Source organism: Methylogaea oryzae (assembly GCF_019669985.1).
GTDB classification, from domain to species: domain Bacteria; phylum Pseudomonadota; class Gammaproteobacteria; order Methylococcales; family Methylococcaceae; genus Methylogaea; species Methylogaea oryzae.
This window is the reverse complement of the sequence record NZ_AP019782.1, coordinates 892,486-915,109: the sequence shown is the minus strand read 5'-3', so window position 1 is coordinate 915,109 and position 22,624 is coordinate 892,486. Positions and strand designations below refer to the sequence as shown.

General features: G+C 63.8%; 22 protein-coding genes and 1 tRNA gene. 10 read left to right on the top strand and 13 right to left on the bottom strand.

Annotated elements, in window-relative coordinates; translation table 11 throughout:
• Position 1 precedes the first annotated feature (1 nt).
• Positions 2–925 carry a GDP-mannose 4,6-dehydratase gene (locus K5607_RS04480; protein WP_246598951.1) on the bottom strand — a complete coding sequence of 308 codons (924 nt, stop codon included), beginning with the start codon at positions 923–925 and terminating at the stop codon, positions 2–4.
• A gap of 197 nt (positions 926–1,122) precedes the next feature.
• Here K5607_RS04480 and K5607_RS04475 point away from each other — a divergent pair, with 197 nt between their 5' ends.
• Positions 1,123–3,633, top strand: coding sequence for a 6-hydroxymethylpterin diphosphokinase MptE-like protein (locus K5607_RS04475; protein WP_221048327.1), 2,511 nt, complete (start codon positions 1,123–1,125; stop codon positions 3,631–3,633).
• On the opposite strand, the gene K5607_RS04470 is transcribed toward K5607_RS04475, so the two are convergent.
• The 3 genes from K5607_RS04470 to K5607_RS04460 form a co-directional block, all read right to left on the bottom strand.
• Entirely contained in the window at positions 3,630–4,400 is a 771-nt protein-coding gene (locus tag K5607_RS04470) for a hydroxypyruvate isomerase family protein (RefSeq protein WP_173586106.1), read from the bottom strand. The two genes, K5607_RS04475 and K5607_RS04470, sit on opposite strands and share 4 nt — an antisense overlap.
• Positions 4,394–5,293: an NAD(P)-dependent oxidoreductase gene (locus K5607_RS04465; RefSeq protein ID WP_221048326.1), complete on the bottom strand. Its 900-nt coding sequence runs from the start codon at positions 5,291–5,293 to the stop codon at positions 4,394–4,396. Before K5607_RS04465 ends, K5607_RS04470 begins: the two co-directional genes overlap by 7 nt.
• Positions 5,294–5,365: 72 nt before the next feature.
• Positions 5,366–6,220: a sulfotransferase gene (locus K5607_RS04460; RefSeq protein WP_221048325.1), complete on the bottom strand. Its 855-nt coding sequence runs from the start codon at positions 6,218–6,220 to the stop codon at positions 5,366–5,368.
• Between the two features lie 24 nt (positions 6,221–6,244).
• On the opposite strand from K5607_RS04460, the gene K5607_RS04455 reads away from it, so the two are divergent.
• Positions 6,245–7,405 (top strand): glycosyltransferase, encoded by a 1,161-nt coding sequence (locus tag K5607_RS04455; protein ID WP_221048324.1) that lies wholly within the window; start codon positions 6,245–6,247, stop codon positions 7,403–7,405.
• A 69-nt stretch (positions 7,406–7,474) separates the two neighbouring features.
• Here K5607_RS04455 and K5607_RS04450 read toward each other — a convergent pair whose 3' ends face one another.
• The 5 genes from K5607_RS04450 to K5607_RS04430 all read right to left on the bottom strand — a co-directional run bounded on the left by K5607_RS04450 (position 7,475) and on the right by K5607_RS04430 (position 12,496).
• A complete protein-coding gene (locus K5607_RS04450) occupies positions 7,475–8,800 on the bottom strand; it encodes a replication-associated recombination protein A (RefSeq protein WP_221048323.1) in 1,326 nt (441 codons plus the stop codon).
• A 13-nt stretch (positions 8,801–8,813) separates the two neighbouring features.
• A complete protein-coding gene (locus tag K5607_RS04445) occupies positions 8,814–9,119 on the bottom strand; it encodes a type II toxin-antitoxin system RelE/ParE family toxin (RefSeq protein ID WP_054773803.1) in 306 nt (101 codons plus the stop codon).
• Positions 9,116–9,340 (bottom strand): addiction module protein, encoded by a 225-nt coding sequence (locus K5607_RS04440; RefSeq protein ID WP_054773804.1) that lies wholly within the window; start codon positions 9,338–9,340, stop codon positions 9,116–9,118. The genes K5607_RS04445 and K5607_RS04440 overlap by 4 nt, the downstream gene beginning before the upstream one ends.
• Positions 9,341–9,365: 25 nt before the next feature.
• On the bottom strand, positions 9,366–9,983 hold the full coding sequence (gene lolA / locus K5607_RS04435) for an outer membrane lipoprotein periplasmic chaperone LolA (protein ID WP_054773805.1): 618 nt from the start codon (positions 9,981–9,983) through the stop codon (positions 9,366–9,368).
• Positions 9,984–10,117: 134 nt separating this feature from the next.
• Complete coding sequence (locus K5607_RS04430; protein WP_246598950.1) at positions 10,118–12,496, bottom strand: DNA translocase FtsK; 2,379 nt, start codon at positions 12,494–12,496, stop codon at positions 10,118–10,120.
• A gap of 149 nt (positions 12,497–12,645) precedes the next feature.
• On the opposite strand from K5607_RS04430, the gene trxB reads away from it, so the two are divergent.
• The 4 genes from trxB to infA are packed head-to-tail and all read left to right on the top strand — an operon-like array spanning position 12,646 to position 15,341.
• Positions 12,646–13,605, top strand: coding sequence for a thioredoxin-disulfide reductase (gene trxB / locus K5607_RS04425; protein WP_221048322.1), 960 nt, complete (start codon positions 12,646–12,648; stop codon positions 13,603–13,605).
• Positions 13,606–13,635: 30 nt separating this feature from the next.
• The gene (gene aat, locus K5607_RS04420; RefSeq protein ID WP_054772631.1) at positions 13,636–14,361 is read left to right on the top strand and encodes a leucyl/phenylalanyl-tRNA--protein transferase; all 726 of its coding nucleotides are present in this window, start codon (positions 13,636–13,638) and stop codon (positions 14,359–14,361) included.
• On the top strand, positions 14,330–15,085 hold the full coding sequence (locus K5607_RS04415; protein WP_054772630.1) for an arginyltransferase: 756 nt from the start codon (positions 14,330–14,332) through the stop codon (positions 15,083–15,085). The genes aat and K5607_RS04415 overlap by 32 nt, the downstream gene beginning before the upstream one ends.
• Before the next feature lie 37 nt (positions 15,086–15,122).
• A complete protein-coding gene (gene infA / locus K5607_RS04410; protein WP_054772629.1) occupies positions 15,123–15,341 on the top strand; it encodes a translation initiation factor IF-1 in 219 nt (72 codons plus the stop codon).
• Positions 15,342–15,351: 10 nt separating this feature from the next.
• On the opposite strand, the gene clpA is transcribed toward infA, so the two are convergent.
• From clpA to K5607_RS04395, 3 genes are all read right to left on the bottom strand, one after another.
• Positions 15,352–17,634, bottom strand: coding sequence for an ATP-dependent Clp protease ATP-binding subunit ClpA (clpA, locus tag K5607_RS04405; RefSeq protein ID WP_221048321.1), 2,283 nt, complete (start codon positions 17,632–17,634; stop codon positions 15,352–15,354).
• A gap of 17 nt (positions 17,635–17,651) precedes the next feature.
• Positions 17,652–17,972, bottom strand: coding sequence for an ATP-dependent Clp protease adapter ClpS (gene clpS, locus K5607_RS04400; RefSeq protein WP_054772628.1), 321 nt, complete (start codon positions 17,970–17,972; stop codon positions 17,652–17,654).
• A gap of 85 nt (positions 17,973–18,057) precedes the next feature.
• Positions 18,058–18,810 (bottom strand): elongation factor-1 alpha, encoded by a 753-nt coding sequence (locus K5607_RS04395; protein WP_221048320.1) that lies wholly within the window; start codon positions 18,808–18,810, stop codon positions 18,058–18,060.
• A 160-nt stretch (positions 18,811–18,970) separates the two neighbouring features.
• Between K5607_RS04395 and K5607_RS04390 the strand changes: the two genes are divergently transcribed.
• The 4 genes from K5607_RS04390 to K5607_RS04375 all read left to right on the top strand — a co-directional run bounded on the left by K5607_RS04390 (position 18,971) and on the right by K5607_RS04375 (position 22,445).
• Complete coding sequence (locus K5607_RS04390) at positions 18,971–19,438, top strand: NUDIX hydrolase (protein ID WP_221048319.1); 468 nt, start codon at positions 18,971–18,973, stop codon at positions 19,436–19,438.
• A 5-nt stretch (positions 19,439–19,443) separates the two neighbouring features.
• Positions 19,444–20,538, top strand: coding sequence for a tRNA 2-thiouridine(34) synthase MnmA (gene mnmA / locus K5607_RS04385; RefSeq protein WP_221048318.1), 1,095 nt, complete (start codon positions 19,444–19,446; stop codon positions 20,536–20,538).
• 59 nt (positions 20,539–20,597) lie between these two features.
• On the top strand, positions 20,598–21,959 hold the full coding sequence (gene purB / locus K5607_RS04380) for an adenylosuccinate lyase (RefSeq protein ID WP_221048317.1): 1,362 nt from the start codon (positions 20,598–20,600) through the stop codon (positions 21,957–21,959).
• A gap of 168 nt (positions 21,960–22,127) precedes the next feature.
• Complete coding sequence (locus tag K5607_RS04375; protein ID WP_054772627.1) at positions 22,128–22,445, top strand: hypothetical protein; 318 nt, start codon at positions 22,128–22,130, stop codon at positions 22,443–22,445.
• Positions 22,446–22,529: 84 nt separating this feature from the next.
• On the opposite strand, the gene K5607_RS04370 is transcribed toward K5607_RS04375, so the two are convergent.
• Positions 22,530–22,614 (bottom strand) — tRNA-Leu (locus tag K5607_RS04370).
• Positions 22,615–22,624 lie beyond the last annotated feature (10 nt).

The window sequence follows — 22,624 nt, the reverse complement described above, 5'->3', positions numbered from 1 at the left end:
CCTAAACGTTGTAGATGTCGGCCTTGTAGGCTTTGAGATTGTCCGGCTCGGTGAACCAGGCGATGGTGCGAGACAGCCCTTCCCGCAGGTCCACTTGCGACTGGAATCCGGTCAGCTCGCGCAGCTTGCGGCTGTCGCAGCGCAGGCGGAATACTTCCGAGCCGGCCGGGCGCACCCGCTGCGCGTCATGGGCCAGTTCGGCGTCGCCGCCCATCAGCTCGTTGATGAGGGCGAAGGTGTCGCCGATGGAAATTTCCGTGTCCGAGCCGATGTTGAGCACTTCGCCCGCCGCGCCGTCCGCCCCGGCGATGGCGAGGAAGCCGCGACAGGTGTCTTCCACGTAGTTGAAGTCCCGCGTCGGCGTGGTGTCGCCCAGGCTGATGCTGCGGCGGCCGGCGGCGATCTGGCTGATGATGGTGGGGATCACCGCCCTTGCCGACTGGCGCGGGCCATAGGTGTTGAACGGCCGCGCCACGGTCACGGGCAGGCCGAAGGCGTGGTGAAAGCTCAAGGCGATCTGGTCGGCGCCGATTTTCGAGGCGCTGTAGGGCGATTGCGGCTGCAACGGATGTTTTTCGTCGATGGGCACATACTGCGCCGTGCCGTAAACCTCGCTGGTGGAGGTATGGATCACCCGCTTGACGCCCGCGTCCAGCGCCGCCTGGCAGATGTTCAACGTGCCCTTGACGTTGGTGTCGATGTAACTGTCGGGCGCCACGTAAGAGTATGGAATGGCGATCAGCGCCGCCAGGTGAAACACCGTGTCCACGTCGCGCATCAGTTGCCGGCAGAAATGCGGGTCGCGCACGTCGCCGGCCACCACGTCCATGTCTTTGGCGCGGGGCGAGCGGTCCAGCCAGCCCCAGGAGTTGAAGGAGTTGTATTGCACCAGGGCGCGCACCCGCCGCCCCCGCGCCGCCAGCATTTAGGTCAAGTGAGAGCCGATGAAGCCGTCCGCCCCCGTCACCAAAACCAAGCCGTCTCCCATGCAAGCCTCCTCGTCCCGCTCCGCCATGCCAGGCGGCGAGTCTAGCCTATTATCCTAGCCGTGCCTATAATGCCTTAGCGATTAGATGCTTAGAGCACCGCGCCCCCTCCCACCCCTGCAAGGCGCCCCCATTCGTGGATACCGCAACCGCCCCCCTCGAGTTTTGCGTCAACGTCTTCGGCGACGAATATATTTACGACATCAACCGCGAAGCCTTCGCCCGAATCGGTTCGGCGGCGGTGTTCGACGGCTACTTCGGCGCCGAGCTGTTCGAGGAACACCGCCTCAACGTCGTCGTCGGCACGGACTCCGGCCTGCTGATCCGCCACATCCTGCGCAAGGGCCTGCCCAAAGGCACGCGCTACCTCTTCATCGAACCGCCCCACGTGCTGGCGAAGCTGGAAGAGGCCGGCCTGCTGGCCGAAGACCACGAGGAAATCGCCTGCGTCAGCCACGACAACTGGCGGATGGCGGCGGAGCGATTCAAGATCACCGAATATTTCTATATCAACGGCGTTTCCTTGCAGCTTTCCATCGCCGCCAGGGACGCCAATCTGAGCGAATATGTGGAGCTGTCCTGGAAACTGGACGACGAGCTGACGCAACTGCGCTGGGAAACCATCGCCAACATCGGCGGCGAAAACTTCATCGCCTGCACCGTGCAGAACTGCGCGGACAACGTCGTCTCGGCCACCCTGCTGCGCGACGCCTACCAAGGCCGCACCGCCGTCTTGATGGGCGGCGGCCCGTCCTTGGACGAAGCGCTGCCGTGGATCGCGGCCAACCGGGATCGGCTGGTGCTGCTGGCCGTCTCCCGCATCGCCCGCCGCCTGCTGGAAGTGGGGCTGACGCCGGACTTCGTGTTTTCCGTGGATCCCACCGATCTCAGCTTCGACATCAGCCGGGAAATGATGAAATACCCGGACAATGTGGTGTTCGTCTGCGCCGACCACGCCAATCCGCTGCTGCTGGGGCAATGGCACGGCCCCAGCCTGTACCTGGGCGCGCTGTTGCCCTGGGACTCCGAACTCAACCCGGCCACCCTGCCCCACCCCGGCCCCACCGTCACCAACACCGCCCTGGCGGTGGCCACCGCCATGGGGTTCAACCGCGTCATCCTGACGGGCATCGACCTGTGCTTCAGCGCCGAAGGCTATACCCACGCCAAAGGCAGCAACGAGCGGGCCGCCGGCCCCCGCTTCACCCTGTCCGGCATGCGCACCCAGACCAACGGCGGCTGGTACGCCAACACCACGGCCGACTTGGCCAACGCCATCCTCTCCATGGGCGTGCAAGCGGGCAAAGCCAAAGAAGCCGGCATGGAAGTCATCAACCCGTCGCCCAACGCGGCGCGCGTCGCCAATGTGGAACACCGGCCCCTGGACGAAATCGAATTGCCGGCGCCGGCCGCCGCCGGGCTGCGCATCGCCATCCCCGGCGCAGACGAGAAACGCCGCCACTACGACGCGCTGGAAGCGGACCTGCGCAACGCCAAACGCCACTCCGACGCCGTCAAGGCGCTGGCGGAAGAAGCGCTGGACTGCAACGGCCGCATGTATTCGGAAGACGGCCTTTCCATCGTCGACGTGGCGGCCAAGGAACGCATGGACCGGATCGAGGAGCAGCTCGACGCCGATCATCCGCTGTTCAGCCAGCTCATCAAGACGCTCGGCATCCGCGACCTCATCAAGCTGGCCAAGCCTTTCGACGCGGAAGAAATGGACGAAACCGAAGCGAAAAGCACCGGCGAGGCTTACTACAAAGCTTACCGGGACGGCGCGGACAAACTGGTGAAGCTGGTGGACGCCGCCCTGGACCGGTTGGAATGCCGCCGTCAGGAAGAATCCGACACGCCGGACTGGGACAAGGTGTTGCCCCGCTGGAAAGACGACCGCCATTTCCGCCGCGCCGCCCTCTGGCTGGCCCGGCACCCGGCCGCCGCCGAGCGACTGACGGCCGAGCAGCGCGCCGCCTTGGACGAATTGACGCAACAATACGAAACGCTGCTGCACCAAACCGACACCACCCACCTCAACGACGCCAAGCGCAACAGCGCCCTGTCCGCCTCACGCCACCGGGCCCGCTCCCTGCTGAAGAACCAGCAGCCCGACGAACTGAAAAAACTGGCCATGGCCCTGGAGGAACACCCGGCCAAAGAAGAAGCGCAACCTTACCGGCTGCTGGTGGACGGCTACCTGGCCGAACTGAACAACGATCCGCAGGCGGCGCTGCAATCCTACATCGCCATCATCGACTTGAAGGACCAAGCCGAAACCATTCTGGAAGACACCCTGCTGCGCGTCGCGCAAATCTGCCTGGAACGAGCCGACGGCGACAATGCGCTATTCGCCCTGGAAGGATTGGCCCAGCTCTCGCCCATCTACCACCCGCAATACGCCGAACTGCTGAAGCTCACCGGCCAACCCCAAGCCGCCGTCGGCGTCTACCGCGACTTCCTGGAACGCTTCCCCACCAATCTCTTCGTGCAGCTGCGGCTGGCGCGACTGTACCTGGAGCTGGGCGCCAACGACAGCGCCAAGCAGCTCTTGGAAAGCGTGCTGGAAAAGCACCCGGACAACGAAGCGGCGCAGCGCCTGTTGGCGGAGACGCGCCAAATCCGCTGGAACTTTTCCGGGGTTCCCTAGCCGGCCAGCCAGCCCAGGCTCTGCTCGGTAGAGCCCACCGGCCGGTACTCCGCCCCCACGTAGCCGCGGTAACCGGAAGCCGCCACCGCCGCGAACAGCGCGGCGAAATCCAAGTCGCCGGTTCCCGGCTGGCCCCGCCCCGGCGCGTCGGCGAATTGGATGTGGCCGATTTTGCCGGCGTGGGCGGCGATAAACCCCGCCGGATCTTCGCCCATGCGCGCCATGTGGTAGATGTCGTACTGCAAGGCCAGATTGGGGTGATTCAGTTCCGCCAACAAATCCAGCATCTGCTGCCCCCGGTTCACCAGGAAACCGGGCATGTCGAAAGTATTGATGCCCTCGAACACCGTCCGCACGCCCAGCTCGGCAAAGGCATCGGCGGCCAGGCGCAAATTGGCCCCGAGGGTTTGCAGGTATTCGCCGGCGCGTTCGTTATGCAGACAGCGGCCCGGCAGCACGTTGACGGCCTTGGGTTTGAGCACGCGGGCATAATCCAGCGCCAACGCCACCCCCTGGCGGAACTCGCCGCATCGCTCCGGCACCGCCGCCAGGCCTTCGCCGCCGCTCATCAAATCGCCGGCCGGCAGGTTGAACAGCACCAGCTCCACCTTCGCGGCGGCGGTCAGTTCGGCGATCCGTTCGGCGGGCAATTCGTAGGGAAACTGGATTTCCACCGCGCCGAACCCCGCCCGGGCGGCGGCGGCGAAACGCTCTTCCAAAGGCCGTTCGGTGAACAGCAGGCTCAGGTTGGCGGAGAACTTCAGCATGCCTCGCCCTCCCCGCCCAGATACAGCTTGATGAGGGTGGCGGGATCGGCTTCCAGGTGGCCGTTGCCGCCGTGGCACTGCATCAGCTGCGCCGCCAGCCCCGACATGGGAACGGCGCTGCCGTTGCCCCGCGCCAGGTCCACCGCCATGTTGAGGTCTTTCAGCAGGGTCTTTACCCGCCACTTCACCGGCTCGAAACGCCGCTCGGCCATTTCCGGCCCGAGGATCTGCAAAGGCTTGGAATCGGCGAAGCCGCCGGCCAGGGCCTCGGGAATCTTCGCCGCGTCCACCCCGGCGCGCTGGGCCAGGGCGATCATTTCGGCGATCACCAGGGCGTTGCAGCTGACGATCATCTGGTTGCAGATTTTGGTGATCTGGCCCGCGCCGACCTCGCCCATGCGCGTCACTTGCCGACTGAAAGCCGCCAGCGCCGGCCGGGCGCGGTCCACCTCCGCCGCCGCACCGCCGGCCATGATGGCCAGCGTGCCCTGCTCCGCCCCCGGCACGCCGCCGGACACCGGCGCGTCCACCCAAGCCATGCCGCAAGTCTCCCGCAAGCGGGCGGCGAACCGCCGGGTAGCCTGGGGCTCGATGCTGGACAAATCTACCAGCAGCTTGCCCGGCGCCGCCGCCGCGGCGAGGCCGTTGGGGCCGAACACCACGTCCTCCACCGCCGCCGTGTCAGCCAGGCACAACATCACCACGTCGGAGGCTCGCGCCAAATCGGCGATGCCGGCCGCCTCCACAGCGCCCTCCGCCAGCACCGGCGCAAGCTTCGCGGGGCTGCGGTTCCACACCGTCACGGCGTAACCGGCCTGCAACAAGCGCAAAACCATGGGCCGGCCCATGAGACCGATGCCGATAAATCCGATGCTGTCTGTTTTCTCTGTCATGCCGCTCAACCCGTATGGGAACCGAAACGGCCATTGTCCCAGCAGCGGCGGGCCCGCCTCAACCGAATCGCGCTAACCCGGCGCCAGGGAGAGGAAGCGCTCTCGCCAGGCGCAGCGGCTGTAAGGCGCTTGACGCAGCAACGCCAGGTAGCCGTCGGGCAGCCGCGCCAATACCGCCCGGGCCTGACGCTCCTGCTCCGCGCCGATGCGCGTCGGCTGAAACGGATTGAGGTTGCGGCGGCGGGGACGCCGCAGCGGGCCGGGTCGGCGCGTCAAGCCATGGAAGGCCAACAACCGCTCGATTTGCTCGGCATCGTTCAAATCCTCCGGCACCCGCAGGGTGAAACAGCGCGACGCCAAGCCGTGTTCCGCCAGGAAAGCCATGGCGCGGTTCTCGATTTCCAGCCATTGCAGCAAATACCACTGCAGGGGCGTCAGCGCCTCGTCCCGAAAAGCGCCGAAAATCGCTTCCTTACCGGTCAACGCCCAGCGAAAATACGTTTGTCCGTCACCGCCGCGGTAGTGCCGGCCCGGCAAGCGCAAGCGCCGCACCAAGGCCTCGCGGTTGGCCTCGCTCTGCGCCACTTTGAGCGGATCGCGGATCAGGTGAATCAAACGCAGGTTGGGAAAAACCTCCGCCGCGGCCGTGTAGGCGGATTTCAGAAAGGCGTGGCTGGTTTCCAAATAATGGCCTGTGCCGTAGCGAGCGATGGCGGCGCGCTTATCCGTCAGCAACGCGCGAATGCGAGCCACGTCGCCTGCGGCCGCCCAGTCGATGGGCGGCCCGAACAGGGTAGGATTGCCCCGATCGAAATAGGGCTCGTGGCGACAGGCGCAATCCACGGTATTGAGCGCCATGAGACGCGCCAGATGCAGGGTGCCGGAACGGCCGCTGGCGAGGGCGAAAATGGGAATCGGCTCGGACATGGTCGGGCAATTAAGAGAGACTTGATGGATACAATAAACGTCATCGTAACAGCCCTGGGCTGGCTGGCCGCGGGATTTTGGCTATGGTTCGGCCTGCGTACCGCGCGCTTTCTGCGCGGCGCCGTGCTGACGCGACGGGTCTCAGCCAGCCCGACGCCCGCCGCATGGCCCAAGGTCAGCGTAATCGTGCCGGCGCGCAATGAAGCCGCGGCCATCGGCCCTTGCCTGCAATCCCTGCTGGCCCTGGATTATCCGGCCTTGGAAGTGGTCGCCGTGAACGACCGCTCCAACGACGGCACCGGCGAGCAAATGGACCGGCTTGCCGCCCGCGACCCGCGCCTGCGCTGCATTCACGTCCAGGATTTGCCGGCCGGCTGGCTGGGCAAGACCCACGCCATGCACCAGGGCGCCAGCCAAGCCTCGGGCGAATACCTGGTGTTCACCGACGGCGACGTGCTGTTCGCGCCGCAAACCCTCCGCATCGCCTTGCGCCACACGCTGGGACGGGAACTGGACCACCTGTGCCTGCTGCCCAAGGCCCTGCCCGGCGGTTATTGGGAAAACGCCCTCACCTATTTCATGGGCATGCTGTTCATCCTGTCGGTGCGCCCCTGGGCCATGGCCAGCAACGCCCGCAGCGCCTATGCCGGCGTCGGCGCCTTCAATCTGGTGCGAACCGGCGCCTATCGAGCCGTGGGCGGATACGAAGCCCTGCGCACCGAAATCATCGACGATATGCGCCTGGGCCGCGCCGTGAAGGCGGCCGGCGGCCGCAGCGAATTGCTGATGGGCGACGACTTGTTGCAAGTGCGTTGGCAAGTGGGCGTCGCCGGTTTGATTAACGGCGTGGAAAAAAACAGCTTCGCCGCCATGGAGTTCTCCTGGCCCTATCTGCTCGGCTTCAGCGCGCTGTACCTGGGATTGCTGGCGGCGCCCTACGTCGCCGTCGTCCAGAGCCAAGGCGCGACCGGTTGGCTCGCGGCCCTGGCCGCGCTCAATGTCTTGTACGCCTATTGGAATCAGCGCGCCGGCACCGGCGCCCATGCGGTTTTCGCCCTGCCCGCCGCCATCGTGCTGTGCCTGTGGGCGCTGTGGCGCTCGGCCGTGCTGATCACCTGGCGCGGCGGCATACGCTGGCGCGACACGTTCTACCCCTTGAGTTTTTTCAAGCCGGAGCGGCGCTGAAGCATCGGCGCTGCTGGAGACGCGTCTATTGGCCCCCGATGGGGGCAGCATCGGGGCGAACCGAGCCCGCTATGTCGCGCCTGCCTGCCCTTCTCCGTCCAACCCCCGCAACCGCGCCAGCTTTTCGGCGATCTTGATTTCCAACCCGCGCGGTACCGGCTGGTAATACTGGCGCTGGCCCATTTCTTCCGGGAAATAATTCTCCCCGGCGGCGTAGGCGTCCGGTTCGTCGTGGGCGTAGCGGTATTCCTTGCCGTAATCCAACTGTTTCATCAGTTTGGTGGGGGCGTTACGTAGGTGCAGGGGCACACCCAGGCTGCCGGTGTTGGCAGCGTCGTCGCGGGCCAGTTTATAGGCCACGTAGACGGCGTTGCTTTTCGGCGCACAGGCCAAATACACCACGGCCTGAGCCAGGGCCAGCTCGCCTTCCGGGCTGCCCAGGCGTTCCTGCACGTCCCAGGCGTTGAGGCACAGTTCCAGGGCGCGGGGGTCGGCGTTGCCGATGTCCTCCGAAGCGATGCGCACGATGCGGCGGGCCAGGTAGACGGGGTCGCAGCCGCCGTCCAGCATGCGGCATAGCCAGTAGAGGGCGGCGTCCGGCGCCGAGCCGCGCACGGATTTGTGCAGGGCGGAAATCTGGTTGTAGAACTCTTCGCCTTGCTTGTCGAAGCGGCGCAGGGTGCCGCCGGCCAGCACTTCCTGGGCGATGGCGTCGGTGACCAGCCTACGCCCGCCCTGCGCTTCCGCCAGTTCCACGGCGATTTCTATGAGGTTGAGCAAGCGCCGCGCGTCACCGTCGGCGGCCTTGACGAACCAGCCACGCAGCTCTTGGGGAAAGTCGATGATTTCCTCGCCGGCCAGGCCGCGGTCCTCGTCGCTGATGGCCTGCTCCAGCACCTCCAACAAATCGGCTTCGGTGAGGGACTTCAGCACATAGACGCGGGCGCGGGACAACAGCGCGTTGTTCACCTCGAAGGAGGGATTTTCCGTGGTGGCGCCGATGAACCAGAAGGTGCCGTCCTCCACGTGGGGCAGGAAAGCGTCCTGCTGGGACTTGTTGAAGCGGTGCACTTCGTCCACGAACAGGATAGTGCGGCGGTTTTTCTGCAGGCGGTTGGCCTTGGCCTGGGCCACCGCCTCGCGGATTTCCTTGACGCCGGACAGCACGGCGGAGAGGGTGATGAATTCGGCGTCGGCGTGGGCCGCCACCAGTCGCGCCAGGGTAGTCTTGCCGGTGCCCGGCGGTCCCCACAGGATCATGGAATGCAGCCGGCCGGCCAGGATGGCCTGGTACAACGGCTTGCCGGTTGCCAGCAGGTGCTTTTGGCCGATGTATTCTTCCAGCCGGCGCGGCCGCATGCGGTCGGCCAGGGGTTTTTCCAGGTTGTCGAACATCGTCTATGCGCCGTCAGCCCTTTGGCGTTCGGGACTTCCACAAGCGGGGATTGCGTGCGGTATGAAGTACGGCAACGATGACAACATCGTCCCGCACGATACGGTAGTAGATGACATAAGGAAAACGACGCAGCAATACCCGTCGAATGTCGCGGTACGTCGCCGAATACATGGAAGGTATGCGTCCAATACGCTCCAGAGCCTCTTCCACACTCAACAAGAACTCCGCCGCCAAACCCTTCCGTTGCGCCTCATACCACGCCTGCGCATCGGCCAAGTCAGCCTCCGCCTCCGGGCGGATAATCAAGCGGTTAATCACGGCGCGTTTTGCAACCGCGCCTTGACGTCCTCCCAACTGGAGCCGGTCTGGGGATTGTCTTGATAAGCCGCCAGCCTGCGGTCCAGCTCCTCCTTATGCGCCTCGGGTATGGGCATCGCCGCCGATTCCGCGGCAATGCTGTCCCAAATCTCCTCCACCAACAGGATGCGTTCGGCAACGCTGAGCCGATCGATGCCCAAATCTTTAACGCTGGCATACATAAGCGTCTCTCCTACTGCGAGTTGCTTACTGATCCTCGAACACATCCACCCCCTTCGGCGCGGTGAATTCGAACAGGGCCGGGTCCAGCTTGCCGCCGGATTTGACGTTGCTGAAATAGATGCGGGTGAGCTGGCCGAAGTTGTCCGCCAGTTCCATGCCGCTGAGCACGTCGCCTTGCAGGCCGATGGTGACGTATTTGAAGGTGCTTTCCTCGCCTTTGGGCAGCAGCTTGACCCAGGTGATGCCTTCGTCCTCGCCCTGCTGTTCCAGGGTGAAATTGTCCTTGAGGGACACCTGGCCGGTGAGCAGCAGCGCCGGGGTGGAGCCGATGGCCTTGTCCATGCGTTTCACCGTGACCTGCTCCAGGTCCACATCGTAAAACCACACCTTGCCGTTGCTGGTGATCACCTGCTGTTTGTATGGCTTGGCGTAGTCCCAACGGAATTTGCCGGGCTTTTGCAAATAGAACACGCCGGTGGCTTTGTGGCGCGGGCTGCCCAGTTCGTCCACGGAAACCTGGGTGAAATCCGCTTGCAGGGTTTTACTGCTGTCGATGGAGCGCATGAGGCGATCCACCGGGGATTCGGCGGCGCCGGCGATGGCGGCGGTCAACAACAGAGCGAGAGTCAGAAAAACGCGCATGGTGAGGGGCTTTGGCGAATGGCTGGGCGGCTATTCTAACAAGGAAGCGCGGATTGAGCCGCGCTTGCCTCAGAGTGTAGCCCGGATGCCGTCCGGGATGTTCGACAACGTCCCTCCCCGGACAAGGGCGGCTATCAATAGGCCGGCGGTGGCGGCGGGGCCAGGACCGTGCGGTTGCCGTTGCGTTCGGCGGGGCCGACGATGCCGGCCATTTCCATCTGCTCGATCATGCGGGCGGCGCGGTTGTAGCCGATTTGCAGCTTGCGCTGCACGCTGGAGATGGAGGCCTTGCGCGTTTCCGTCACGAAGCGCACCGCCTCGTCGTAAAGGGCGTCGCCCTCGCCGTTGCCGTCCTCGCCGGTATAGGTGCCGCCGCCTCCTCCGCCGCCGTTTTCGCTGCCTTCCACGGAGAAGTTGACGATGTCCTCCAGGTAGTCGGCCGGTCCCGTCTGCTTGAGGAACTCCACCACCCGGTGCACTTCCGCGTCGGAGACGAAAGCGCCGTGCACGCGCATGGGCAGGCCGCTGCCGGGCGGCAGATAGAGCATGTCGCCGTTGCCCAGCAGGGCTTCGGCGCCGCCCTGGTCGATGATGGTGCGCGAGTCGATTTTCGACGACACCTGGAACGCCACGCGGGTGGGGATGTTGGCCTTGATCAGGCCGGTGATGACGTCCACCGACGGACGCTGGGTGGCGAGGATCAGGTGCACGCCGGCGGCGCGGGCTTTTTGCGCCAAACGGGCGATGAGTTCTTCCACCTTCTTGCCGACGATCATCATCATGTCGGCGAATTCGTCGATGACGATGACGATGTAGGGCAGAGGCGCCAGGGTGGGATAATCCATACCCTCGTCCAGCACGTAGCCGGGCGGAATCAAGGGGTCGCGAATCGGCGCGCCGTTGGCGATGGCCTCCTGGACTTTCTCGTTGTAGCCGATGATGTTGCGCACGCCCAGCTTGGACATGAGCTTGTAGCGCCGTTCCATTTCCGCCACGCACCAGCGCAAGGCGTTGGCGGCTTCCTTCATGTCGGTGACCACCGGCGTGAGTAGGTGGGGAATTTCCTCGTAAACCGACAGCTCCAGCATCTTGGGGTCGATCATGATGAGCCGCACCTGTTCCGGCGTGGCCTTGTACAGCAGGCTCAAGATCATCACGTTGACCGCCACCGACTTGCCGGAACCGGTGGTGCCGGCCACCAGCAGGTGGGGCATTTTCGCCAGATTGGCGACGGACGGACGGCCGCTGATGTCTTTGCCCAGCACCAGGGTCAGGGGCGTATCCAGGTTGGCGTATTCCGAGGAGCCCAGCACGTCGCGCATCAGCACGATCTCCCGCTCCTGGTTGGGGATCTCGATGCCCACGTAGCTCTTGCCGGGGATGATCTCCACGATGCGGACGCTGGGCACCAATAACGCGCGGGCCAGGTCCTTGGCCAGGCCGGAAATGCGGCTCACCTTGATGCCGGCGGCGGGCTGGATTTCGAAGCGGGTGATGACCGGGCCGGGGTGGATTTCGATCACTTCCACGCTGACGCCGAAATCGGCCAGGATGGTTTCCAGCTGCCGCGCCATGTGCTCCAGGTCGGCTTCGCTGTAGGCCTTGACCTTGACTTTGCCCTTGCTGTCGCTGAGCAGAGTCAGGCTGGGCAACTCGCCCTTGCCGACCTTGGAGAAATCCACCGGCTTCAGCTTGGCGGGCGGAGCGCTGCGCTGCAAGGCGGGTTCAGGAAGCTCGTCGTCCACCACCGTTTGGTTGAAAGCCGGAGCCGGGGCAGGCGCAGGCGGCGGCTCGCGCCGCGGGGCGGGAGCTTTGCGCTTGACCGGGGCCGGTGGGGCGTAGGGGGGATCCTCCGCTTCCTCGCCGCCGTATTCCGCGCGACGCGGCCGGCGCAAGCGGCCGAACAAGCGCATGAAGCCGTTGACCGCCGTCTGGCCGGCCCAGTCCACGACGGCGATCCAGGAAATGCCGCCGGCCAGGGTCAACCCGCCGAGAAAAGCCGCCCAGAGCAAGAGCTTGGCCCCGTGGGAGCCGAAGCTGCCCAATAGCCAGGAAGCCAGTCCCATGCCGAGAACGCCGCCGCTGTCGCCGGGCAGGGACAAGCCGGCGTGGGGCCAAAGGATCTGCACCATGGCGGCGGCCACCACCAAGGTCGCCAGGGCCGCACCATAGCGCAGCCACTTCAGCCAAGGCGCGGCCAGGACCGGGGCCGACAGGCCGCGATAAGCGCGATAGCCACGGCTGGCCACCGCCAGCGGCAGCAAATAGGACGCGATGCCGAACAGATACAAACACAAATCCGCCATCCAGGCGCCCACCGCCCCGGCCGTGTTGCGGATGGGCTCGTCGCCGCCGCTGTGGGACCAGCCGCCGTCGGCCAAGTCGTAACTGATCAAGGCAATCAGCAAAAAGACCGCCAAGGCGCCATAGCCGAGAAATGCCAATTCGCGCAGTCCCCGGTTCCACACCGACGGAGTCGGCGTCTCGATGATGTTGTCGTTGTCCAACTGCACAAAAACCTAAGAATAATTCGAAAAAAGCGCGCTATCTCATTAACTTTTCGAGTAATTGCGCGAAGACCTAGCATACACTTTACGAAAACCCGTGTCATCGCCATACTAGCGCCCTTCCCGACCCATCCATAGCCCGCCGGAGGCGCTGAATGAGCCAAACCAAGCATTGCCGACTTCTCATCCTAGGTTCCGGCCCAGCCGGATACACCGCCGCCGTGTATGCCGCACGGGCCAATTTGAATCCGGTCATAGTCACCGGCATCCAACAAGGCGGACAGCTGACCACCACCACGGAGGTGGACAACTGGCCCGGCGATGCGGACGGCGTGCAAGGCCCGGAACTGATGGAGCGCATGCTGCGCCACGCGCAGCGCTTCAACACGGAAATCGTTTTCGACCACATCCACACGGCGGAGCTGTCGAAAAAGCCGTTCACCCTGACCGGCGACGCCGGCGTCTACACCTGCGACGCCCTCATCATCGCCACCGGCGCCTCGGCCAAGTACCTGGGCCTGCCGTCGGAAGAGGCCTTCCAGGGCCGCGGCGTGTCCGCCTGCGCCACTTGCGACGGCTTCTTCTACCGCAACAAGCCGGTGGCGGTCATCGGCGGCGGCAACACAGCGGTGGAAGAAGCGCTGTACCTGTCGAACATCGCCTCCCACGTCACCGTGGTGCACCGTCGCGACGCCTTCCGCTCCGAGAAAATCCTGGCGGACAAGCTGAAAGCCAAAGCCGCCGGCGGCAACGTCACCATCGAATGGAACCACACCCTGGAAGAGGTGCTGGGCGACAACAGCGGCGTCACCGGCATTCGCATCAAGAACGTGCAGGACGGCAAAAGCAAGGACCTCACCCTGGACGGCGTGTTCATCGCCATCGGCCACAGCCCCAACACCGGCATCTTCGACGGCCAACTGGACATGCGCAACGGCTACTTGACCGTCAAAGGCGCCGGCAGCGGCGATGGCAACGCCACCGCCACCAGCGTGCCGGGCGTGTTCGCCGCCGGCGATGTGGCCGACTCGGTCTACCGCCAAGCCATCACGTCGGCCGGCGCGGGCTGCATGGCCGCCCTCGACGCGGAACGCTATCTGGATCAACTGGCTTAAGCCGCCGCCCGGCTTTGATTCGTCGCGGCCATGCTCACCGTACTGCACGCCGGCCGCGTCGGCGAAGCCTTTCCCCCGCTGGATCGGGCTTTAACGGAACCGGACGGCCTGCTGGCCATGGGCGGCGACCTGTCGCCGGAGCGCTTGCAGCGCGCTTATCGCCAAGGCATTTTCCCCTGGTACAGCGCAGGCCAGCCCATCCTGTGGTGGTCGCCCGATCCGCGCACGGTGTTGTTTCCGGAAAAAGCCGTGATTTCCCGCAGCATGGCTAAAGTGCTGCGGCGCGGCCGATTCGAATTAAGCTGGAACCGGGCTTTCGGCGAAGTCGTCGAAGCCTGCGCGGACCCGAGTTGCCGAGCTGACGCGGCCGGCACCTGGATCACCCCCGAAATGCAAAGCGCCTATAACGAGTTGCACCGGCTCGGCCTCGCCCATTCCGCCGAAGCTTGGGAAGACGGCCGGCTGGTGGGCGGACTCTATGGAGTCGCCATCGGCCGAGTGTTTTTCGGCGAATCCATGTTCCACCGCGTCAGCAACGCCTCCAAAGCCGCCTTTTTGTATTTGATGGGCCGGTTGCGCGACTGGAACTACGCCCTGGTGGACTGCCAAGCACATACGCCGCACTTGGAAAGCCTGGGAGCCGAATCCATACCCCGCAGCCGTTTCGCCTGGCTGCTGGAAAGCCACTGCGACGAACTCCCGGCCCCCGACGCCTGGCAAGAACATGACCGGCCTGCCGCTGCTGCTCTCCGCTGAGCACGACTGCTCCTATTTGCCGGAACGGCGGGCCCGCTCGCTGGTCGCCACGCCGGAGCGCCCCATGGACGGCAACTTATACAGCCAACTGGTGAAACACGGCTTCCGCCGTTCCGGCGATCTGGTCTACCGCCCCCACTGCCATGGCTGTTCCGCCTGCATCGCGCTACGAGTGCCGGTGGCGGCTTTTCGGCCGAACCGCGCGCAACGGCGCTGCGTCAAGGACAACGCGGATTTAAGCGCAACGCCGCTGCCGGCGGAATTCAACCAGGAACACTACAGGCTCTACCGGCGTTATCTCGGCTGGCGCCACCCGGACGGCCAAATGGCCGACACCACCCCGGAAAGTTACATCGAATTTCTCGCCAACGACTGGTGCGATACCTATTTCGTAGAATTCCGCGACCAGGGCCGCCTGGCGGCGGTCGCCGTGGTGGATTTATTGACGGACGGCTTGTCCGCCGTCTACACCTTCTACGAACCCGAGCTGGAGCGGCGCGGCCTCGGCGCTTACGCCGTGTTGTGGCAAATCGCCCAGGCCCACGCCTTGGGGCTGGACTATCTGTACCTGGGATATTGGATCGAGGAATGCAGAAAAATGGCTTACAAAAGCCGCTACAGGCCGTTTGAAATCTATCGAAACGGACGCTGGCTGGCCGTGAACCCCTCCCAGCGGCAGGGCGGCGCAGCGACGCAGGCGGAATTTACGCGCACTGTGGTATAGTACGGGGAGTTTTAACCCTGTGGAACCACACCGCTTTATGGCGAAAGAAGACGTCATCGAAATGGAGGGCAAGATTGTCGAAGCCCTTCCCAACACCACTTTCCGCGTCGAACTGGACAACGGCCACGTCATTACGGCCCACATTTCCGGCAAAATGCGCAAAAACTATATCCGCATCCTCAACGGGGACCGCGTCAAGGTCGAAATGACGCCTTACGACCTCACCAAAGGCCGCATCACTTTCCGCCTCAAGTAACTCTGCCCCGCTACGCCGGAACGGCGCGCTCTTGGCTGGCTTCGATCGCAAACGCCAGCGCGTCGTCGTCCACGTATATCCGCAGCCGCCCGCCGCCGGCCAAGCGCCCGAACAGCAGTTCTTCGGCCAGAGGCTTTTTGATGTTTTCCTGAATGACCCGCGCCATGGGCCGCGCGCCCATTTGCGGATCGTAGCCGCGCTCGGCCAGCCAAGCGCGCGCCTCCGGCTCCAGTACCAGGAATACGCCCCGTTCCGCCAGCTGGGTTTCCAGTTCGAACATGAACTTGTCCACCACTTGGCCGATCACCTCGAAGTCCAGCGGCTTGAATTGGATGACCGAATCCAAGCGGTTGCGGAATTCCGGCGAGAACAGCTTCTCGATGGCTTTCATGCTGTCCGTGGCGTGGTCCTGGCGCGTGAAGCCGATGGAGGCCCGGTTACCCTCGCCGGCACCGGCGTTGGTGGTCATCACCAGGATGACGTTGCGGAAATCCGCCTTGCGGCCGTTGTTGTCGGTTAGCGTGCCGTGGTCCATCACCTGCAGCAACAGGTTGAACACGTCGCCGTGGGCTTTTTCGATTTCGTCCAGCAACAACACCGCGTGGGGACGCTTGTTGATCTCCTCCGTGAGCAAGCCGCCCTGGTCGAAGCCCACATAGCCCGGCGGCGCGCCGATCAGGCGCGACACGGTGTGGCGCTCCATGTATTCGGACATGTCGAAGCGGATTAGGTCGATGCCCATCACCTTGGCCAGTTGGCGCGTCACCTCGGTCTTGCCGACGCCGGTGGGGCCGGCGAACAGGAAACAGCCGATGGGCTTGTCGCCTTCCCGCAGGCCGGCGCGGGCCAGTTTGATGGCCGAGGCCAAAGCGCCGATCGCCTCGTCCTGCCCGAACACCAGCATTTTCAAATTGCGCTCCAGGTCGCGCAGCTTGTCCTTGTCGTTGGACGACACGCTCTTGGGCGGAATGCGGGCGATCTTGGCCACCACCTGTTCGATATCGGCCGCGCCGATCACCTTGCGGCGTTTGGACGCCGGCAGCAGGTGCTGGCTGGCGCCCGCTTCGTCGATCACGTCGATGGCCTTGTCCGGCAAATGGCGGTCGTTGATGTAGCGGCCGGACAATTCCGCCGCACTGCGCAGGGCCGCCACCGTGTACTTAACGTGGTGGTGGGCTTCGAAACGGGATTTGAGCCCCTTCAGTATCTGGAACGTGTCGTCGATGCTGGGCTCGTTCACGTCCACTTTCTGGAAACGGCGCGCCAGCGCCCGATCCTTCTCGAAAATGCCGCGATATTCCTGGTAAGTGGTGGAACCGATGCAGCGCAGGTCGCCGGAAGCCAACACCGGCTTGATGAGGTTGGAAGCATCCATGACGCCGCCGGAAGCGGAACCGGCACCGATGATGGTGTGGATTTCGTCGATGAAGAGGATGGAGTTGGGCTCTTTCTTCAGTTGCGCCAGCAAAGCCTTGAGGCGCTTCTCGAAATCGCCGCGGTATTTGGTGCCGGCCACCAGGCTGCCCAAATCCAGCGCGTAAATCACCGCGCTGAGCAGCACCTCCGGCACTTCGCCTTCGACGATTTTCTTCGCCAAGCCTTCGGCGATGGCCGTTTTCCCCACGCCGGCGTCGCCCACCAGCAAAGGATTGTTCTTGCGCCGCCGGCACAATATCTGGATGGTGCGCTCCACTTCCTCCTGGCGGCCGATGAGCGGATCGATGCGTCCCTGGCTGGCTTCTTCGTTGAGATTGGTGGCGTATTTGGACAGCGGATTTTCCGCCGCGCCGCCTTCTCCCGCTTCCCATTCGGAACCCGGCTGGCTGCGGGGAGACGCTCCGCCGCTCTCGGCCTCGTCCCGGGTCTTGGAAATGCCGTGGGAAATGTAGTTGACCACATCCAGGCGGGTGACGTCCTCCTGGCCGAGCAAATAGACCGCGTGGGAATCCTGCTCGCCGAAAATCGCCACCAGGATATTGGCGCCGGTCACTTCCTTCTTGCCGGAAGCCTGCACGTTGAACACGGCTCGCTGCAAAACGCGCTGGAAGCCCAAAGTGGGCTGCGTTTCCCGCGTCACCCCGGCCGGAATGGTGGGCATGGTGTCGGCGATGAAATCGTCCAACTCCTTGCGCAAGCGCTCCAAGTTGACGCCGCAGGCGCGCAGGATACCGGAACCGGTGGGATCGTCCAGCATGGCGAGCAGCAAATGCTCCACGGTGACGAACTCGTGCTTGTGCATGTAGGCGTTGCGAAACGCCGAATTCAGGGAATGCTCCAGCTCTTTGCTCAACATAGTCTTACGCTCACGGCTTAGGCCTCTTCCATCGCGCACAGCAACGGATGCTGATGCTCGCGCGAATACGTGTTAACCAAGCGAACTTTGGTCTCTGCCACGTCCCTGGTAAACACGCCGCACACGCCGACGCCGCGGGTATGCACGTGCAACATCACCTGAGTGGCTTGTTCGTCGCCCATGCCGAAAAACGACTTGAGCACTTCGACGACGAAATCCATGGGAGTGAAATCGTCGTTCAACAAAACCACTTTGAACAGCGGTGGCCGCTTCAGCTTCGGCTTGGCCTCATCGACCGCCAGGCCACCGTCCCTATCGTCTTTACCGTCCGCCGACATTACCAAAACACCTTGGGAATTTCCCGGTTAGCACTAGCGCTCAATATAGCACCATCCACCATCGTCCGCAGACGCAACACGGCGCTCAAGAGCGGTGCAGGCTGTGGCGCCGGTCCATGCCGACCTTCCGCGGCAACACCCACATTTCGTAGAGGGATACGATCCACATGAAGACGAAAGCCATGCCCAAACCGGCGCCGCCGATTACCACCAACAGGGCGAAATGGGGGTTGAGCTTGGTCAACCACCAGGAGGTGATGTCCAGCAAAAGGAAGATGTAAGGCATGACGATGGCGGCGCACTTCGGCTTCAGCGGCACGCCGGTGGAAAAGGCGAAGATGATGCCGACGAACATGAAGATAAACGAGATGCCGAACAAATGGATGTGCGACACCCGGGTCAGGGAAGCAAAAGTGGCCCCCTGATCCGATTCGGCGCGCTTGGCGATTTCCTCGAACTTGGTGAAATCGGGGATGGCTCCGCCGGCGTCGGCGTTGTGGCACGCCACACAGCGCTGCTCGACGATGGGCTTGATGGTCGCCTCGTATTCTTTTTTCGACGCCCCGTCACGCACCCATTGCACTATCTGGAAACGTTCCGCGTCCGGCGCATTGGCCTTCATGGAACCGTTCATCTTGCTTTCCAGCACCGAACCGGAACGGTTGCCGTAATAGCTGTACACGATGTCTTCCAGGGACAGGCCCGCCTTGCCGTCCGCCATGCCGTGAGTGAACAGTATCTGCACCAACGCCATACCGTAGCCCATGGCGACCGCCAACAGATAACCGGTGAACAGCAGCTTGACCGGCATGCTGAAATTACTCAGGTTGTAAGGCATGCAAACGCTCCCAATAACAGTCAGAGTGGAGATAAGGAACCCCCGAAAAGACGAGGGGCTCGCCCGCCGCCGCGCGTATCGGGCGCGATCCTGCTAACATATTGTCGCATTTTGTGCGGCCCATACGCGCCAATATTCCCCCATCCAGCCCTAACTCGACATGAATCAAACGCTTGCCAAACGGCCCGCCGTCACCGTAGCCGCCGTCGCCGAACGAGACGGCCGTTTCCTGGTGGTGGAGGAGCACGATTCCGCCGGCCGCCTGGTCATCAACCAGCCCGCCGGCCACCTGGAGCCGGGCGAAGACATCCTGTCCGCCGTCATGCGCGAAGCCCTAGAAGAAACCGGCTGGACCTTCCGCCCGGAGTTTTTGCTGGGCGTCTACCTGTGGGAACACCCGTCGAAAACCCACAGCTATTTGCGCCTGGCTTTCGGCGGCAAAGCCCTGGAGCACGACCCCGCCCGCCCCTTGGACGACGGCATCGTCCACGCCCTGTGGCTGACGCCGGACGAACTGGCGGCGCGCGGCCCGCAGCTGCGCAGCCCCCTGGTGCTGCAATGCGTGCACGACTACTTGGCCGGCGGGCGCTATCCCCTGGAACTGATCAAAGCCTACGGCGGGTTTTAACCCCCATGCCCGGCAAAATCATCGTCGGCATGTCCGGCGGCGTGGATTCTTCGGTAACCGCCCTGCTGCTGCTTGAACAAGGCTATGAAGTCACCGGCCTGTTCATGAAGAACTGGGAGGAAGACGACCACACCGGCCTGTGCACCGCACCGCAAGACCACGCCGACGCCCAGGCGGTGTGCGACCGACTCGGCATCGAACTGAAAACCGTCAATTTCGCCGCCGAATACTGGGACCACGTGTTCGAAATCTTCCTGGCGGAATACGCCGCCGGCCGCACGCCCAACCCGGACATCCTCTGCAACAAATACATCAAGTTCCGCGCCTTCCTGGACTACGCCATGGACCTGGGCGGCGAGCGGATCGCCACAGGCCACTACGCCCGCGTCGCCAAGGACGACCACGGCTTCCACATGCTGAAAGGCCTGGACCCCGGCAAGGACCAGACCTATTTCCTCTACACCCTGGGCCAGGAAGCCTTGAGCCGCACCCTGTTCCCCATCGGCCACTTGGAAAAAAGCGAAGTACGCGACCTGGCCATCAAAGCCGGCTTCGTCAACGCCAAGAAGAAGGACTCCACCGGCATTTGCTTCATCGGCGAGCGCCGCTTCCGCGAATTCCTGCAGCGCTACCTGCCTGCCCAGCCGGGCGACATGGAAACGCCCGAAGGCGAAGTAATCGGCCGCCACGAAGGCCTGATGTACTACACCCTGGGGCAACGCCAAGGGCTGAACATCGGCGGACGGCGCGGCGCCTCGCCCGAGCCCTGGTACGCGCTGAAAAAAGACCTGGAGCGCAACGTGCTCATCGTCGGCCAGGGCCACGACCACCCCGTCCTGTTCCACAACACACTGGAAGCCGGCCAGCTGGACTGGTGCGCCGGCCGCGCCCCGCCCTTACAATCCCTGCGCTGCGCCGCAAAAACCCGCTACCGCCAGCCCGACCAGGACTGCGCCGTGGAATTGCTGGAGGGCGGCCGCTGCCGCGTGCTGTTCGACCAGCCCCAACGCGCCATCACGCCGGGACAATCGGTGGTGTTCTACCAAGGCGAGGAATGCCTGGGTGGCGGCATCATCGAATTGGCCACCGATTCGGCCTGAAAGGCTAAGACGAAGACCGCTCAGCGGATTAATCGATTTCAACTGACGAGCAACACCCCATGAACCCACTCACCGCCCTCTCCCCCATCGACGGCCGCTACGCCGGCAAAGTGGACGCCCTGCGCCCTATCTTCAGCGAATTCGGCCTCATGCGCTTCCGCGTGCTGGTGGAAGTGCGCTGGCTGCAAGCCCTGGCGGCGGAGCCGGCCATCGCCGAAGTGCCGGCCCTAAGCGCCGACGCCCACTCCCTGCTGGACCAGATCGCCGCCGGGTTTTCCGAGGCCGATGCCGAACGCATCAAGGCCATCGAGAAAACCACCAACCACGACGTGAAAGCGGTGGAGTATTTCCTCAAGGAAAAAACCGCCGGCAACGCCGAAATCGCCAAGGTCAGTGAATTCTTCCACTTCGCCTGCACCTCCGAGGACATCAACAACCTGTCCCACGCCCTCATGCTGCAAGAAGGCCGCAACGCCGTGCTGCTGCCGCTGGTGGACAAACTCATCGCCGGCGTCAAAGCCCTGGCCCATGAGCACGCCGCCCTGCCCATGCTGTCCCGCACCCACGGCCAGCCGGCCACGCCCAGCACCTTGGGCAAGGAAATGGCCAACGTCGCCCACCGCCTGGAGCGGCAAAGACAGCAAATCGCCGCCGTGGAATTCCTCGGCAAAATCAACGGCGCCACCGGCAACTACAACGCCCACATCGTCGCCTACCCGGAAGTGGACTGGCCGGCCTTCTCGCGCCGCTTCGTGGAAGGCTTAGGGCTCAGCTGGAACCCCTACACCATCCAGATCGAACCCCACGACTACATGGCCGAACTGTTCCAGGCGGTAAGCCGCTTCAACACCATCCTCATCGACTTCGACCGCGACGTGTGGGGCTATATCTCCCTGGGCTTCTTCAAGCAGCGCACCGTGGCCGGCGAGGTGGGCTCCTCCACCATGCCCCACAAGGTCAATCCCATTGATTTTGAAAACTCCGAAGGCAATCTGGGCATCGCCAACGCCCTATTCGGCCACCTGGCGGAAAAGCTGCCCATCAGCCGCTGGCAGCGCGACCTCACCGATTCCACCGTGCTGCGCAACATGGGCGTCGGCTTCGCCCACACCGTCATCGCCCTGGACTCTACTTTAAAGGGCATGAGCAAGCTGCAAGCCGACCCGGCTCGCTTGGCGGCCGACCTGGACGCCAACTGGGAAGTGCTGGCCGAACCCATCCAAACCGTCATGCGCCGCTACGGCATCGAAAAGCCCTACGAAAAGCTGAAGGACCTGACCCGCGGCAACAAAATCGACGCGGCGGCCATGCGGGAATTCATCGAAAAGCTGGAGATACCGGCGGAAGCCAAGGCAAGATTATTGGAACTGACGCCGGGCGGTTATATCGGTTGCGCGGAAACGCTGGCGAAAACGATTTGACCACAGGATGGGGCAAGCCATAGTGAACCGCATCGACGCCATCGGGTCGTCACGGAAACGTTCAGGCCGCTGGAACCGCGAAGGGTGCGATTCACCGGCCCTGCCCTCACGGCAACGACACTCATCACGCAACGCCGATCCCAAGCTCACCACCGAGGAGAAACAGCCATGACACAGCAAGTCGTCAAAATCGCCGCCATCGCCGCCGCACTGGTTTGGACACCGGCGGCACTGTCCGCCCAACTGCAAAACGCTGCCGCGCGGGAAGAAATCACCGCCCACGGGCACGAAGCCGCCGCCCGCGCCAACGAAGAGGCCGCCAAACTGCACGAAGAAGCCGCCAAGTTGCACCGAGCCGCTGCGGAACACCACCGCCAGGCGGAACACTCCCCCACCAGCCAGCACGCCATCGAAGCCGGCAAAGCCGCCATGCAGGCCCACGAGCTAAGCCAGCGCGCGGTGCACGACAGCCAATTGGCCAAATAGCGAAAGGCCGCCGACAGCAAAAAGCCCGCAGCGTCTGGGACGTTGCGGGCTTTTTTAGCTTCCTGCGAAAATCGGAAGCGTAATTGGTGCCGATGGTCGGATTTGAACCGACACGACTTGCGTCACCACCCCCTCAAGATGGCGTGTCTACCAATTTCACCACATCGGCGAATATGCTC

Coding starts and splice junctions, on each gene's coding strand:
- K5607_RS04480 (WP_246598951.1), bottom strand. CDS start 925: ATGCTGGCGGCGCGGGGGCGGCGGGTGCGCGCCCTGGTGCAATACAAC.
- K5607_RS04470 (WP_173586106.1), bottom strand. CDS start 4,400: ATGCTGAAGTTCTCCGCCAACCTGAGCCTGCTGTTCACCGAACGGCCT.
- K5607_RS04465 (WP_221048326.1), bottom strand. CDS start 5,293: ATGACAGAGAAAACAGACAGCATCGGATTTATCGGCATCGGTCTCATG.
- K5607_RS04460 (WP_221048325.1), bottom strand. CDS start 6,220: ATGTCCGAGCCGATTCCCATTTTCGCCCTCGCCAGCGGCCGTTCCGGC.
- K5607_RS04455 (WP_221048324.1), top strand. CDS start 6,245: ATGGATACAATAAACGTCATCGTAACAGCCCTGGGCTGGCTGGCCGCG.
- K5607_RS04450 (WP_221048323.1), bottom strand. CDS start 8,800: ATGTTCGACAACCTGGAAAAACCCCTGGCCGACCGCATGCGGCCGCGC.
- K5607_RS04440 (WP_054773804.1), bottom strand. CDS start 9,340: ATGTATGCCAGCGTTAAAGATTTGGGCATCGATCGGCTCAGCGTTGCC.
- lolA (WP_054773805.1), bottom strand. CDS start 9,983: ATGCGCGTTTTTCTGACTCTCGCTCTGTTGTTGACCGCCGCCATCGCC.
- trxB (WP_221048322.1), top strand. CDS start 12,646: ATGAGCCAAACCAAGCATTGCCGACTTCTCATCCTAGGTTCCGGCCCA.
- aat (WP_054772631.1), top strand. CDS start 13,636: ATGCTCACCGTACTGCACGCCGGCCGCGTCGGCGAAGCCTTTCCCCCG.
- K5607_RS04415 (WP_054772630.1), top strand. CDS start 14,330: ATGACCGGCCTGCCGCTGCTGCTCTCCGCTGAGCACGACTGCTCCTAT.
- infA (WP_054772629.1), top strand. CDS start 15,123: ATGGCGAAAGAAGACGTCATCGAAATGGAGGGCAAGATTGTCGAAGCC.
- clpA (WP_221048321.1), bottom strand. CDS start 17,634: ATGTTGAGCAAAGAGCTGGAGCATTCCCTGAATTCGGCGTTTCGCAAC.
- clpS (WP_054772628.1), bottom strand. CDS start 17,972: ATGTCGGCGGACGGTAAAGACGATAGGGACGGTGGCCTGGCGGTCGAT.
- K5607_RS04395 (WP_221048320.1), bottom strand. CDS start 18,810: ATGCCTTACAACCTGAGTAATTTCAGCATGCCGGTCAAGCTGCTGTTC.
- K5607_RS04390 (WP_221048319.1), top strand. CDS start 18,971: ATGAATCAAACGCTTGCCAAACGGCCCGCCGTCACCGTAGCCGCCGTC.
- mnmA (WP_221048318.1), top strand. CDS start 19,444: ATGCCCGGCAAAATCATCGTCGGCATGTCCGGCGGCGTGGATTCTTCG.
- purB (WP_221048317.1), top strand. CDS start 20,598: ATGAACCCACTCACCGCCCTCTCCCCCATCGACGGCCGCTACGCCGGC.
- K5607_RS04375 (WP_054772627.1), top strand. CDS start 22,128: ATGACACAGCAAGTCGTCAAAATCGCCGCCATCGCCGCCGCACTGGTT.